The organism is Candidatus Nitrosopumilus salarius BD31 (assembly GCF_000242875.2).
GTDB lineage: Archaea > Thermoproteota > Nitrososphaeria > Nitrososphaerales > Nitrosopumilaceae > Nitrosopumilus > Nitrosopumilus salarius.
Map to the genome: position 1 here is coordinate 19,793 of NZ_AEXL02000161.1, position 12,968 is coordinate 32,760.

A 12,968-nucleotide genomic window follows, 5' to 3' on the forward strand; every position below is an offset into this window, starting at 1 on the left:
TTAGTCTTCTTTTAGTAATTTTTGAATCAATGCCTCAACATGACCTGCTTGTCCAAACGAGACATCTCTGAGTATTCCCTTTCTGTCTACCAGTATTGTTGATGGCGTTCCTTGCAGGGCAAATTTTTCAAAAGTCTCAGCTGAATACTCTTTTGATTTCATGTAACTCTTTACTCTCTCGATGATCTGTTTTTTGTATTCTTCTGGTTGTGAATCAAATTCAGGAATTTGAGGATAGATAAACTGCAAAATCTTTTCTTGACTAATTTCTCCTGATGTCTTTGTTAGGTTGTCCATCCCTAATGGAAATGGGATCTTAAATGGTAATTTACCATCTTTTAATTGACCATACATTGAAAGTGCCTCTTTTGTTTCGCCAACTACTTCGCCAGTCTCCACAAGCATCTTCAAATTTTCTAATGTGTTTTTATCAAAATCTTCAAAAGCAGTTGCAATTCCTAAAACTCGTACTCCCTCATCTTTGTATTTGTTGTAGATGTTGATTGCTTCTGGAATTGCATGCATGAAACATCCAGGACAATTTACCTGAAAGACTTCGACTAGTACAATATGATCTTTTTCTTGATCAAAATTTGTTGGAGCACCTTGCACCCATTCTGAAACTCCAAAATTCGGTGCCTTTTCACCAATTATTGCACTCATTGTGTATCATTATTTTTTTTCCATTAAATACATAACTCTGCTAATTTCAGATTTTTTCTCAAGTAGCCTAATATAGGACACAGAAAACTCAAAAACAAATTGCAAGCAGTAACTGATGAACGATTAGCACTTTTCGCAGAAATGGAATCAAAATATGAACAAAAAGATACTGCATATTTTGTTTCACTTTTGGAACATCCTGATTACGTGGTAAGGACAAGAGTTGCTTGTATTTTGGTAGATTTTGGAGGCGAAGATAAAGTGCCTTACATTGCCAAAGTTTTAAAAAATGATAAAAATGAATTGGTACGACATGAGGCTGCCTTTGCATTAGGTCAGATGTCTTATTCTAGTGCAATTCCACCGCTTACTGATGCAACGCTTCATGATCCGAGCATGTTTGTAAGACATGAGGCTGCAATTGCTTTGGGTGTTGTTGGAAATAAAGAGGCAAAAGCTGCTCTGCAACAGGCATTAAGCGATCCAGACTTGCCAGTCGTAGAGTCTGCTGTTGTAGCATTATCTAATATTGAATTTATGGAAAAGTTAAGTAAGAATGAACAGTTTGCAAAGTTAACAGGTGGATGAGATGAATTTCGCATATGGTGTAATTGCAATTGTTGGTGTTTTAGCTGCAATCTCTATTGGGTTTATCGCAATGGATCCTAATTTTATCATTGAACCACGTGTTGTTGAAGCAAAACCAGTTGCATGTACTTTGGAATGGGCACCAATGTGTGGTGTTGATGGTGTGACTTATGGTAATTCATGTATGCTAGATGCTGCAAATGTAAAATTAGATCATTCAGGTGAATGTGTGGTAAAAGAAATTTCTGTTCACTCTAGTATTATGCCGGGTATGGCAACAGTTGGAGATGTTTTACTAATTGAAGTTGAATTCAGAGACGATGATGGCAATGTTGTAGACCATGTAAATTATGATATTTTTGCTACACAAGATGGGAAAACAATTCTATCAGAGCCTGGCGCTCACAGACATCCAGGAAAACATCCTATCCATGAAACTGCAGTGTTGGGTGACTCTGATGTTGAAATCAAAGTAATTGTTCAAGGTTTAGGCCATGGTGAAGATATCACAGGACCCAAAGGAATTGAAACTATGATGACTGTTACTCCTCAAGCAGCAGAAGTTCCAGTGGTTTCTGGAATGGTCGTAGCTCCTGAGACTCACACTGTATCCATTCCACAAGGCTCTAGTACTCCAGGATGTGATGAGACTGACTCTTGTTATGTTCCATCATCTTTGGAGATTAGAGTTGGTGACACTGTATCTTGGAGCAATGATGATTCAGCAGCTCACACAGTAACTAGTGGAAGTATAGGGGGTACAGATGGTGTGTTTGATTCAAGTTTGTTTATGGCAGGAACCACTTTTGAATTTACATTTGATGAGGCAGGAACCTATGACTATTTCTGCATGGTTCATCCTTGGATGACTGGCAAGATTATTGTTAATGAAGTCAAAGACATGATGGCTCCAGAATCTGAACCAGCAATGGAAGAACCAGTAATGGAAGAACCTGTAACTAAAGAACCACTTTCTGACCTTGAAATAATGACTCAAGTCATAGTTTCAGTACCACCAGGTGTTGCAGTTCCTGGATGCGAAGATGATCATTCTTGTTATTCTCCTTACGAAGTTACAGTATCTGCTGGTGACAAAGTTACTTGGATGAATGATGATTCAGCAGCTCATACAGTAACTAGTGGAAGTGCTAGTGCTGGATTGACTGGGGTGTTTGACTCTGGATTGTTTATGTCTGGATCTACTTTTGAGCATACATTTGATGAGGCAGGAACCTATGACTATTTCTGCATGGTTCATCCTTGGATGAGCGGTAAAGTTATTGTAAATTAGTATTCTTGAACTTGTACAGAAATCAAGAATATGTAAAAAGTTCAGTAGCAGTATAAAAATATGGACTAGTTCTGATTGAACTATTTGACTACTAGTACTGGAATCTTTGTTTTGTGCATGACATAGTTTGATGTGCTTCCAAGAAATGCTTCTTTTGCGCCACCAACTCCTCTTGCACCAATTACGATCATGTCAAATTTTCCTTGTTGTGCAAATTTAACAACTTCAGAACCAGTATTTCCTCCACCTGTTTTGTATTTGAAAGTAGCACCAGCTTTTTGAGCTTTATTCATTGCAGGACCAATAGCTTTGACTGCTTTTGTTTGTGCATCATCTTTCATTTTTTGTGTGTATTTTATTCCGGCAGTAATTGGTAAATGAAATACGTAAAATCCAGTAATTTCAGCATTACTTTTTTTTGCAATCTCAATTGCCCTATCTAATCCTCTCATAGAATTTGTTGATCCATCCAGAGGGACCAGAATTTTATTGAATTTTGCCATATGTTAATTCATAATATTTCTAATATAAAAAGCCCATTAATTTCCAAAATTGAAAATTAAATTGTAATCGAAATAGATGTTTCTTATAATATCATGACTTTACTACCTTCTGGACTAGATTCAAATTTGTAAATCTGTTCTACAGTTGAATCTTCAAAGATTTTGTACTGTTCGACTGGAAAAGCCTAAAGTTGTCTCAAAAGGAGTTTCGATTATACATAGAATTTATGGAATACGATGTGTATCATTTGAAATTTTATCTAATTTTTCACTAATTCCTTTCATGGTAGCATGCAATAGTCGAACTTCTTCGAGAATGATTTTCAATGTGTCATTGACATTATCAATGTGTGGAATTTCATCAGTTCCCATATTTTGATTTACAATTACAATGATAAAAAAAGTTCTTTTTGCTAGTTTTAATGAAAAAGTGCTAATTTTGATTTTTGTTCATCCGATAATAGTATAGAATTATTTGTGTTGTTGGGATAAAGTTCAGCCTTTTGCCAGTGTTCCTTTGACACACTAGTTGCAACTCCAATTCGCAGTCTCTTGTTTTTCAAAATTTCAACTAATTTTTTATGATCAAAAAGAAAAACAGAGTCTATTATCCATGGACGTGAAGTACCTCTAGAAGATGATGCAGGTGAATGAGGGCCAGTAAGAACAAGATAATAATCTGGAGGAGACGCTGTGGTGTTTATATCTAGAATTCCTTCACATTTTCCATAAAATTTTACATTAACATGCTTATTGGATAAATTTCCTGTTCGAAAAAAACCGTCACTTCCTTTATTTGTTGCAGAGTTCCTTAATTCAATATCGAAAATTTTAGATGCAATGTATTCTCCTAGATGTCCTTTTTCAGCAGGTCTGTCAATAATTTGTGAAATTTCAGAGTCTATTGCATTTCTTTTTGAAATTAAATCTGCTAAATCGTTAATAGTTATTCCAATTCACCCTTTTTCTATTTTAATAAAAATACAAAGACTTTTCTATTTTTTCCATTCTTGTCTGGTTGACTATCTGGAATCACATCTTTTACATTTACTTCTCCTACATATTGATGGTTACTGTTGGCATTGTGTTGCCAGAAAAGATGAACTTTGTAATTATTTTGCGCAGCGTTTTTTAGTAAACCATTGTCGCCATCAAGAGTTTGGTCCCCGATTAACCCTTTTCCAACATACCTGTAGATTCCAGTTTCTTTATCGTATTTGTCCAAATAGACATTAGTTTGATTTGGTTTTAACACATGTGCATTTCTAAATAAAACAATTATTCTCAGTTCTCTATTTGGATTAATTCCACTCATCAGTCCTAATCCTAATTTTTTTCGAATCTCTTTTTGTACATAATACTCATCTTTGATGTATGGGAATGATTCATTTTCAGAATAAACAGGCTTTTTTGTTGGATTTTTTGTATTAGGGTTGTAATCGTCACAGTTTTGGCATTTGAAACCCTCAAAAGTTTTAATTTTCTTTGATTTACAAATGTCACAAAACTCCATTAATGAATTAATGAGGATTCTATGAACTTAAGCATATTGACAAATTTGGTTTACAGGACGAGTTGTTTAGTAATACTTGAAAAGTGTGAAAATTAAATTCAAATCTCTTTTGGTTAGCAATTCCCGTCTGTTTAGAAATTATTGGCTAAAAACATCATTTTCTCCTATCAATATCAAATCCACAAACATTTTTTAGATAATTTTTATATTTTTCTTGCTGAGTATGGCATTCTGGACAGATGTAAATTTTTGGAGTTCTATCTTGATTATCTAGATACTCTACAACATGATGTTCTTCAAGTTCTGTTTTTTGTTTTCCACAAATTCCACATGCCCCAGCTCTGACACTCATGAAATATCTGAAATAATCATGAAGATAAATCTTTTAGATATTTTATGCCTATTTTTGGGTGTATAATTGGTGACATTTGGATGTACTTACTATTTCTAAATGATATTCTATGTCTTTAGATGTTTATTGATCATGTGATTATCTTTTGGTCTGAGGATTAATTTTAAGAAATTTTTTTGTCATTGTTAAAAAAGTAATTTATGTTCAGTAACAATTTTGTTCATGTGATTCTCCTCATATTAAAAACTCAGCAGCATTACTTCCTTCTGGAGTGATTTTTATCACTCTATTTCTTCCTACTTTTTCCACACTGATGAATCCCCATTCTTCTAGTGGCTGTATGATATTTTTATCCAAGCTTGCAAATCTTGCCATGGAATGATTTTTCTCTTTTGCATTAATTATAATTAATTCTTTATTCTCAGATAAAACTGCCATTTCTTTTTTTGTTAGTTTCCCTTTGTGCTGTACAATGATTTGTAAGGCATCAATTAATTTTTGATCAGGTGTTTTAATTGAGTATGGTGGAACATCTACTATCTCTTTAATTCCTGTAGATAATGACTGCTTTGCATCAAATCCAGGATAGTTTGCAGCTTCGACATAAAATGGATGAACATTGGAATCATCATTAAACATCATACATGCCATCATTGTTCCAATTGCCTGAATTTTACTTCCTGATGCTAAATTCACATAGATTTCATTTCCTTTTTCTTTTTCCAGTATGTTCTTCACTGCACGAATTATCTTGAATAGGTCTTGTCTGTCATGAGATTCCTCAATTGTCTCGATTCGTAATTTTTCTAATTGTTTTATGATTTTGGCAACAAACGGAATTGCCTTGTCATCACTCTTATTCTCATGAACTAATAGCCATACCCTGTCTGCTCGCTCTTGTTTTGCTGGCATGACCACTCTGTCAATCTCATAACCTACAGGGGCAATGTGGACGCGTAATTTTGCAATTTTAGCCATAATAGTATCTACAGTATGCATACTATTGACATGCTATATAATAATTCTGGCCGACTAGTTATTCTATGAAATCAATTACACTATTGCACAAAAGCCATCAAGTGGGGGAAGAGCCCATAAAATCCTCTTTTTTTCCAAGAATAATTCGAGAGTTTGATGATGACGATGAACCAATGTTTTGGGGATAATGAAATGAAAATTACTAAAATCTTACCAAAATTTCTTGCAAAGTCATATCAAGAAGAGGACCTAAGACGAGCTGAAATTCAACTTGCATATTATAGAGGAATGGTCAGAGTTTTTGAAAATAGAGTTGCAGAAGGAAGAGAAGAACTAGAAAGATTGAGTGGACAAAAATGGAAGTAATTACAGAATTTCCATCAATATTTTTTATTATTTTTAGAATTTTAGGAATTATTTCTTTAGGAATACTTGGCATGGTGATTCTAAAGAAAGTTCAAAATTACAAACGACGTCAATGTCGTAGAAATGATAATTTGAATACAGATGTTGACAAAATAGAAAATATGTTTAATGAAACTCTTAGACATCTAGATGAATTGGAGAATTTTATGATCCAATCTCCAATAGAGGTATGGAAAATGGAATTAGAAATTAATTCAATCAGAGGAAAAATTAGACATCAGTTAGGACACATACCACGAATGAGGTGTAATTTGAAATGAGATGTAATATTTGTGACAGATCTCATAAAAATCCCCAAAAATATGATTTGTGGTTAGAAAGTCAGGTTTGCAGACTCTGCGGTCAATTTCTTGATTTGTTTTCCTGGAATGGAAACAATCTGGGAGAATATTGGAGGAAAAACAATGTCTGAAAAATTTCTAATTTGCCCAATATGTGATAGTGAAAATGTTGCTTGGATCTTATGGGGGCATTGTCCTGATATCACAAATGAAAGTAAGCAGGACTTGAGGAATAGAAAAACTGTCTTAGGCGGTTCTTTTGTGACTGATCATGATGCAGAATGGGAATGCAATGTTTGTCATCATCGATGGGGATATACAGTACACAATGATGAATCTAAAATAAATTCTTTTGATTATGATCAAGGATTCAATATAGAGGAAGTTTATGACCAATGAATCTTTTAGGTAAAATTCTATTTTGGCTATTTGCAGTTGGAATAGGATTTGTTAATCCATTGATTACTTTTGGGTTGATATTTTTGTATTATCTGCCTGGAATAGTACATGAAATATGCCTGCCATGTAAAGATGAATCATTTACAATGAATTCATTTCCTGAAGATGTACTGGAGGAAATGAAATAATGATTCAATGGAATAGAAAACAAATCATGAAAGGACTGCAAGAAATGATTCCAGATATTGATTTTATGAAAAAGTCCGAAAAATTTCTTGGTAGAAAAGGAGGCATCTGGACTTATCAAAGAACTGCGTGGTTCTACAAGGGACTTCCAGTATTTGATTACGAATCAGAAAAGTATGGCAATATTCCAATGTCTGATGTAGGAGAGACAAATCCAATGTTGCAGAAAATGCAAGTAAAAACTGTGTATGTAAATGGAGTTTATAGAGAAATTCATACCTGGCTTGAAGACAGAGGATGGTATCCAAAGTGGTTTGATCGAAGTACACTATTCTTTTTTCCATATGAAATCAATGGATTTGGAGTCTAATTCATGTCTACGATTAAAGAAACTCAACGGGATTCACACAAAAAGAGCCTATCTGAGGCCTTCGTCAACTCATTTGGAGGATATCCAATAGGATATGGGCTAGGAATTGTAATTTTACCTCTATCTATGGGTTGGATTCAAGAAGACCCACTAGTTGCAAATCTGCTAATAACATTTGTTTATGCAACAGTTTCGTTTGCTAGAAGTTATTTTTTAAGAAGAATATTTGAGAAATTTGGAATTGATGATAATTTTATTAGATTAGGAAAAAAAGGAGTTATGAAAATGATTAAAACTCTTAGAGGGAAGTAACTATCATGCAAAATTTTGATAAATTAAAATTTGAAGATTTTTGGAATCAACTATCAAAACTTCTCTTAGAAAAACATGATTTTGAAACAATTGATCAAAATAAAAAATTTGATGCTAGAAATGCCATTCAAGCAGTTGTGGTGACTCCTGAATCTACTAGAAACAAAAGAGTAATCAAATATGATGAATTTATAAAAATATGGCGATTAGCAAGAAAATTACCAAAAGACCAATTCCTAAAACCCTCAAGTTATACAAATGATACTCAAAATTCCTCATATATTGTTACTTTGTTGAAAATAATTTTGGAATCTAGTTCAGAATGAGATTGTAACGTTGTCTAAGAGGAAAAAAAGAGAAGAAAATTTACGGAGAAGGGTTGCAGCAATTGCAAAATCTATGAAAAAAGAGACAAAAAAGAATATAGTGTTAAAAAAAGATTATGCGAAGAAAGTATGTGATCATGTATGGATAAAACATCACGAAGTAGAAGATCATACAGAAATAGTTTATTTTTGTGATCACTGTCACAATCAGAAAAAAATAAAACAAACATTTGAACACTACAAATTCAAATTTCTACCCCATGAATTAAAAAAACATGGTCCTGCAGAACACCATTCAGATCCACGAAAATACACCGCACCACCAAAACCACTTTTATTAAAAGGAAGTTTAATTCAAAGAAATAATATATTTAATCGCTGTTTTGTAAATAAACTGGTTACAAATACTAATGTGACGGGATTGAAAGAAAAATCAGAAATATTAGATAACATAATTCCAAAAATTATTTTAGATGAGTGTGTTGCAAGTATGAAACTATTAGAAAAAATTCAAGAGTGTGGGTATCATATTGAATATTTAGGACGTGGGTTATCTGATTATGAAATACATGAGATTGTAGAAGAACAACATGCAATACTTGTTACTGAGGATAAAGAATTTCATCATTCTGTATTGAAAAATAAATTAACATATGACCCGATTTTCATAGGTAGGAATACCGAGAATATTTTAGAGAATGTAGGAATAATTCAAAAACATATGAAAAAATTCGAGTTTAAACAAGATATTTGAAATATGTAGTAACTTTTTAAAGTCTTTGATCACAAAGTGATTTTAAATTACATGCATTACATTTGTTTATGCTGTTATGATGTTCTGGATTTGTAATGCCTAAAGAAATTGTTGTAAATTTTTCCAATGATGTATGCAAATAATGTAATGAAAATGCATCCTGAAAGCCTGAAAATATTTTGTATGGCTCCCTAGTTTTTCTATCACAAATTCTAATCTGCCATTTCTTTTTTGTGTGTGGCATTTCAAAGTAATCTTCATGATTTGCATGTCTCTTTGCAGCATAACTTGAATTCAAATATGCTAATACTTGTAACAATTGACTCGGGTATGGCTGTGTTTTCAAATCATAAATTTGTGGTTTTCCTGCAAATTTATCGTCTTGAACTATCAGAGTCTCATTAATCCTCATAATTTTATCAATTCTACCTGAAAGAGATACCAGAACATTCTCAGATCGAAACTCAAATGGAACCATTAATGTAGAATGAATATTTTCTCGTGCAAATTCGATATCTTCTTCTTTATCTTTGATTTGTTCAATTGATATTGGTTCTAATTCAACGTATTCTTGTTCATACCGTTCTTCCTCATGATGAGCTTTTGTTCCCTGAATTAAAGACTGTGAAGGTTTAGGTTTTACTCCTTGGATTGACAAGGGAATTTTATATTCACAATATCCTAAAGAATCTGCAAAATCAGTGACTGATGCAGAAAGTAAGGTAATGTCATTTTCGCGATTAATTTTAATCATGAATGATCACTAATTACCTAAACTCTTAAAATATTATTGATTAACTCTACTATCTAAGGGATTCAATGACAGACATTACATTTCATGGCGGGGTAAATGACATTGGAGGAAATAAATTCCTAGTTAATGACAAAGGAACTAAAATTTTCATGGATTTTGGTATGAGTTTTAGCGCTGCAAACAAGTATTTTTCTCAATTTGTACAACCAAGAACGTCAAACAGTCTTAATGACATGTTTGAGATGGGATTGCTACCAAAAATCAAGGGGCTCTACAGACGAGACTATGCAAGACATATGGGTTTTGGTGGAGATGAAGATACTGAAATTAGTGCTGTACTATTAACACATGCACACGTTGACCATTGTGCATACATCCCATATTTACGAGAAGACATTCCAATTTACTGCTCTGAAGAATCAAAATTAATCATGCAAAACTTTGATGAGACTTCTGACACTAGTCAATATCTCACACTCAAAGAAAGATTTCAAGTATACACAAACAAAAAAGGCGAGATTAGTCGCGCCAGTGGGGACAAAGTTACAGTACCAAGACAAATCAACGTATTTGAAAGTGGTAAAAAATTTTCAATTGACTCTGTTGGAGTAGAACCATTACCAGTTGATCATTCCATTCCAGGTGTTCATGCATTTATTCTCAGTACAAGTTCAGGCACTATTGCAAATACTGCAGATTTACGATTTCATGGAAGACGTGCAGATGATACACAGAATTTTGTAGACAAGTGTGGTACTTCAGATATTGATGTTTTATTATGTGAAGGAACCAGAGTTGACAAAACATCGTCAATGACTGAATATGATGTAGAGTCACAGACTCAAGAAATTATAAAAAATACAAAAAACCTAGTAATTTGCGGATACCCGGTAAGAGATTTGGATAGATTGTTATCATTTTACAATGCAGCAAAAAATACTGGGCGGTATTTAGTAGTAGATTTGAAGCAGGCATATTTGCTCAAACTATTTGATTTATCATCAATGCTTAAAGGAAAATACCCCTCACCTACTGATTCACACTTGAAGATATACATTCCAAGAGGGAAATGGGGGTTAATTGACAAAGACATTACAAAATTTTCGGAGCGTCAGTTACCAATGGATTATGATTCATGGCAAAAGGACTTTTTGGATTATCCAAACGCTGTAGATTATAGAGATGTTCTCAAAAACCAAAACAATTTCATATTTTACTGTAGTGATTACAAATTACAGGAATTAATTGATATCAAACCTAAAGAGGGTTCTTCTTATATTCGCTCATTAACAGAGCCATTTGATGATGAAATGGAACTAAAAGAAGAACAGATAAAAAATTGGTTTGAACACTTTGGATTATTAACTAAAGAGCGAGATTGGCATCAAATTCATGTATCTGGTCATGGAGATGGAATGCAAATTAAAAAAGTAATTGATGGATCTAATGCTAAAAAATTAATTCCAATTCACACTCAGAATGAGGAATATCATAAGAAATGGCATGTAAATGTTCATTCAGTAAAACAACATGATTTGGTAGATTTATGAAAATGACTGATAAAGATATTCAAAAAAGAACGTGTAAAGGTATTTGTAAAAAATTTAAAGCTTTCAAACCGTCATCTGGTGGACGATATGATTCAGGCCAGGGTCGATGCCAAACATGCGATGTATGGTTAGATCATAAAGGAGCCCGATTAAAAGACGGTTCACAAGCAACGGAAGATTCGTTAGGATGGTGGTGTATATGTTGCAATTTTAGAATTAGACAAAAACCAAGAAACAGACTCTACAAGGAAAAATTCAAGGCAAGAATGGAAATAGAATAAAATGAAAATTTTGATTCCTGAAAATACGTTGCTGTGGTCAACTAAGGGGGTTTGTTTTCCAAAAGATCTCACATATGGGACGGAGATTTTTACAATTGATCCAAACAATAAATTCGTACTGTCTCCAATTATGGAAGATTTGGAAGAACCAGAACCGATGAAAGTAATCACTCTATTAACTAAAAATAATATTTCTACAGTAATTCCAACATATAAAATTCAAACCAATGAAAAGTTTATTGATCTAAATAAAGTAAATGTGGGAGACAAATTATCATTTGTAGATTCAAAACATCTTGAAAAATTTAAAGAGTATCAAGATGACCACACTTTAGAATTTTTAGAAAAATCACCATTTTCAGTTATGGGTGTATCATATCTTGGCTCATGTGGATTAAAAGAAAGTAAAGAAGCAGTTTATTTTCAGAGATCAGATGAAGAATCTATGCGTGTATTTGCTAAAGAGATTCAAGAATCCATGACTCCTGAATTCGGAGGGGATGTGTGGGTGACTAAAGGGGTAGTAAGTCAATCAAAATGGGGGAGAAAAGATGTAAGTTTTTTAGTGTTATACAGGTCTGAAAAATTCTATAAATTTAGAAAATCAATAAAGTTAATAGAAGATAAAATATTAAATTCAATTTATCTAAATGGGATAAACATCTTTTTTGGATTTTTACGTTCATTATTAAATGGGGGATTTGCATATCACTTGAATAGTTTTGTTAGGGGGGTATCAGAAAACAAATATGTTATTCTCTATTTACCCTGGAAATCAAAAACTAGAAAACTATTGCAGAATTCCTGTAATTTATGGAATACATATCAACTTTCAATATGTGAAAGTAAATCACAGATGAATATAGATGAAACAAAAATAGAAAAAAAAATACAACCCATTTTCGAGCAAACAATTTTAGAAATTAAAGAGCACCTAATTGATTGTTATGAGATTGAAATTCAAATAGGTAATAAAATTATTTGTGATAATATTGTTTTAAAACCTTTTGAACTAACAGAAGATGAAATTAGTGAATTGCAGAAATTTGAAGAGACTCCAGATTTTGATCTTGAAAAAATACGAAAGAAAATTACATTATCTATAATAAGTAATACAAATACACTAAAAACCATCAATCAGATAAAACAATTAGAAAAAGCATTTCATTTACATATTGTAGGGATTATTAAAAATAAAGGCACAATAATGCCCTCAGTTACAAGATATGGAAAAACTTATTCAACAAATGCTATTTTATCAGATGAAAGTGGTGAAATAAAATTAAAAATTTGGGGAGATATTGTCAATGAAATTAAAAATGGAGATGTATTAGAATTAGTTGGCGCATATATCAAAAATGGCATTTTAAGAAATTCAAATGACGGATATGAGAAAATTTACAAAATTAAGGATGAAGGATAGGCAGGTAAATGAGAAAAA

At 32.7% G+C, this 12,968-nt stretch carries 21 protein-coding genes; 13 read left to right on the forward strand and 8 right to left on the reverse strand.

Going from position 1 to position 12,968, the window contains the following annotated elements; all coding sequences use genetic code 11:
• Entirely contained in the window at nucleotides 1-663 is a 663-nt protein-coding gene (locus BD31_RS09090) for a peroxiredoxin family protein (protein ID WP_008301609.1), read from the reverse strand.
• Nucleotides 664-762: 99 nt separating this feature from the next.
• Here BD31_RS09090 and BD31_RS09095 point away from each other — a divergent pair, with 99 nt between their 5' ends.
• Together BD31_RS09095 and BD31_RS09100 are read left to right on the forward strand one after the other, a co-directional pair.
• Entirely contained in the window at nucleotides 763-1,251 is a 489-nt protein-coding gene (locus tag BD31_RS09095) for a HEAT repeat domain-containing protein (protein WP_008301560.1), read from the forward strand.
• A gap of 1 nt (nucleotide 1,252) precedes the next feature.
• Complete coding sequence (locus tag BD31_RS09100; RefSeq protein WP_193353397.1) at nucleotides 1,253-2,542, forward strand: plastocyanin/azurin family copper-binding protein; 1,290 nt, start codon at nucleotides 1,253-1,255, stop codon at nucleotides 2,540-2,542.
• Nucleotides 2,543-2,622: 80 nt separating this feature from the next.
• Here BD31_RS09100 and BD31_RS09105 read toward each other — a convergent pair whose 3' ends face one another.
• The 6 genes from BD31_RS09105 to BD31_RS09120 form a co-directional block, all read right to left on the reverse strand.
• On the reverse strand, nucleotides 2,623-3,045 hold the full coding sequence (locus BD31_RS09105; RefSeq protein WP_008301568.1) for a universal stress protein: 423 nt from the start codon (nucleotides 3,043-3,045) through the stop codon (nucleotides 2,623-2,625).
• Nucleotides 3,046-3,270: 225 nt separating this feature from the next.
• On the reverse strand, nucleotides 3,271-3,417 hold the full coding sequence (locus tag BD31_RS10135) for a hypothetical protein (RefSeq protein WP_008301589.1): 147 nt from the start codon (nucleotides 3,415-3,417) through the stop codon (nucleotides 3,271-3,273).
• 47 nt (nucleotides 3,418-3,464) lie between these two features.
• On the reverse strand, nucleotides 3,465-3,608 hold the full coding sequence (locus tag BD31_RS10140; protein ID WP_008301610.1) for a hypothetical protein: 144 nt from the start codon (nucleotides 3,606-3,608) through the stop codon (nucleotides 3,465-3,467).
• A 404-nt stretch (nucleotides 3,609-4,012) separates the two neighbouring features.
• Nucleotides 4,013-4,558, reverse strand: coding sequence for an SRA domain-containing endonuclease (locus BD31_RS09710; RefSeq protein WP_008301584.1), 546 nt, complete (start codon nucleotides 4,556-4,558; stop codon nucleotides 4,013-4,015).
• 154 nt (nucleotides 4,559-4,712) lie between these two features.
• Nucleotides 4,713-4,910, reverse strand: a complete 198-nt coding sequence (locus BD31_RS09115; RefSeq protein ID WP_008301592.1) for a hypothetical protein — start codon at nucleotides 4,908-4,910, stop codon at nucleotides 4,713-4,715.
• Nucleotides 4,911-5,144: 234 nt separating this feature from the next.
• Nucleotides 5,145-5,888, reverse strand: coding sequence for an HFX_2341 family transcriptional regulator domain-containing protein (locus BD31_RS09120; protein ID WP_100222207.1), 744 nt, complete (start codon nucleotides 5,886-5,888; stop codon nucleotides 5,145-5,147).
• A gap of 192 nt (nucleotides 5,889-6,080) precedes the next feature.
• On the opposite strand from BD31_RS09120, the gene BD31_RS09125 reads away from it, so the two are divergent.
• From BD31_RS09125 to BD31_RS09160, 8 genes are all read left to right on the forward strand, one after another.
• A complete protein-coding gene (locus tag BD31_RS09125; protein ID WP_008301627.1) occupies nucleotides 6,081-6,254 on the forward strand; it encodes a hypothetical protein in 174 nt (57 codons plus the stop codon).
• Complete coding sequence (locus BD31_RS09130; RefSeq protein WP_008301595.1) at nucleotides 6,245-6,574, forward strand: hypothetical protein; 330 nt, start codon at nucleotides 6,245-6,247, stop codon at nucleotides 6,572-6,574. The genes BD31_RS09125 and BD31_RS09130 overlap by 10 nt, the downstream gene beginning before the upstream one ends.
• 108 nt (nucleotides 6,575-6,682) lie before the next feature.
• A complete protein-coding gene (locus BD31_RS09135) occupies nucleotides 6,683-6,994 on the forward strand; it encodes a hypothetical protein (RefSeq protein ID WP_238536117.1) in 312 nt (103 codons plus the stop codon).
• Nucleotides 6,991-7,182 carry a hypothetical protein gene (locus BD31_RS09140; protein ID WP_008301616.1) on the forward strand — a complete coding sequence of 64 codons (192 nt, stop codon included), beginning with the start codon at nucleotides 6,991-6,993 and terminating at the stop codon, nucleotides 7,180-7,182. The genes BD31_RS09135 and BD31_RS09140 overlap by 4 nt, the downstream gene beginning before the upstream one ends.
• The gene (locus tag BD31_RS09145; protein WP_008301550.1) at nucleotides 7,182-7,550 is read left to right on the forward strand and encodes a hypothetical protein; all 369 of its coding nucleotides are present in this window, start codon (nucleotides 7,182-7,184) and stop codon (nucleotides 7,548-7,550) included. Before BD31_RS09140 ends, BD31_RS09145 begins: the two co-directional genes overlap by 1 nt.
• Before the next feature lie 3 nt (nucleotides 7,551-7,553).
• Entirely contained in the window at nucleotides 7,554-7,862 is a 309-nt protein-coding gene (locus tag BD31_RS09150) for a DUF7220 family protein (protein ID WP_008301559.1), read from the forward strand.
• A gap of 5 nt (nucleotides 7,863-7,867) precedes the next feature.
• Complete coding sequence (locus BD31_RS09155) at nucleotides 7,868-8,188, forward strand: hypothetical protein (RefSeq protein WP_008301580.1); 321 nt, start codon at nucleotides 7,868-7,870, stop codon at nucleotides 8,186-8,188.
• A gap of 10 nt (nucleotides 8,189-8,198) precedes the next feature.
• Entirely contained in the window at nucleotides 8,199-8,942 is a 744-nt protein-coding gene (locus BD31_RS09160) for a DUF5615 family PIN-like protein (RefSeq protein WP_008301562.1), read from the forward strand.
• Nucleotides 8,943-8,958: 16 nt separating this feature from the next.
• Here BD31_RS09160 and BD31_RS09165 read toward each other — a convergent pair whose 3' ends face one another.
• Nucleotides 8,959-9,696, reverse strand: coding sequence for a PD-(D/E)XK nuclease family protein (locus tag BD31_RS09165; protein ID WP_008301554.1), 738 nt, complete (start codon nucleotides 9,694-9,696; stop codon nucleotides 8,959-8,961).
• A gap of 65 nt (nucleotides 9,697-9,761) precedes the next feature.
• Here BD31_RS09165 and BD31_RS09170 point away from each other — a divergent pair, with 65 nt between their 5' ends.
• Genes BD31_RS09170 through BD31_RS09180 form a run of 3 tightly spaced genes read left to right on the forward strand, consistent with a single transcriptional unit; the run spans nucleotide 9,762 to nucleotide 12,950 of the window.
• On the forward strand, nucleotides 9,762-11,246 hold the full coding sequence (locus BD31_RS09170) for an MBL fold metallo-hydrolase (RefSeq protein ID WP_008301631.1): 1,485 nt from the start codon (nucleotides 9,762-9,764) through the stop codon (nucleotides 11,244-11,246).
• 2 nt (nucleotides 11,247-11,248) lie between these two features.
• Nucleotides 11,249-11,527 carry a hypothetical protein gene (locus BD31_RS09175; RefSeq protein WP_048097636.1) on the forward strand — a complete coding sequence of 93 codons (279 nt, stop codon included), beginning with the start codon at nucleotides 11,249-11,251 and terminating at the stop codon, nucleotides 11,525-11,527.
• A 1-nt stretch (nucleotide 11,528) separates the two neighbouring features.
• The gene (locus BD31_RS09180) at nucleotides 11,529-12,950 is read left to right on the forward strand and encodes a single stranded DNA-binding domain-containing protein (RefSeq protein WP_008301635.1); all 1,422 of its coding nucleotides are present in this window, start codon (nucleotides 11,529-11,531) and stop codon (nucleotides 12,948-12,950) included.
• Nucleotides 12,951-12,968 lie beyond the last annotated feature (18 nt).